The organism is Providencia sp. UF-224, from assembly GCF_058245955.1.
The window spans coordinates 1-413 of the sequence record NZ_JBSICC010000119.1 but is presented as its reverse complement, the minus strand read 5'-3'; the positions used below and the strand labels follow the sequence as shown (position 1 = coordinate 413).

Annotated in this window: 1 pseudogene; it reads left to right on the top strand. The window is 51.1% G+C overall.

From position 1 onward, the window contains the following. Nucleotides 1–413, top strand: a pseudogene (locus AC4IFO_RS23105) (bifunctional salicylyl-CoA 5-hydroxylase/oxidoreductase); the annotation flags it as partial.

Sequence of the window (413 nt, the reverse complement as noted above, 5' to 3'; positions counted from 1 at the left end):
GCTGACCCCGTGTCTGCCCAGACTATTTCCGACGAGTTTAGCCATTGGGACGATATCGATATCCACTTTAACGGCGCTTGCAACCGCAGTGGTGGGCACGGCTTTATCGGCATTGGGCGTAAAAAACTGCTCAATATCTTGCAAGACCGCTGCCTTGAGCTGGGGGTGGAGTTGGTGTTTGAAACCCAAGTCACCGACGACCAAGCCATTGCCCGCGAGTACAACGCGGACTTACTGATAGCTTCTGACGGTATTAACAGCGCCGTGCGTACTCGCTATGAAAATGTTTTTAAACCGGATATTGACCCACGCCGTTGCCGTTTTGTCTGGTTAGGCACCAAAAAGATTTTCGACGCCTTTACCTTCCTGTTTGCCGAAAATGAGCACGGTTGGTTCCAAGTTCACGCTTACCA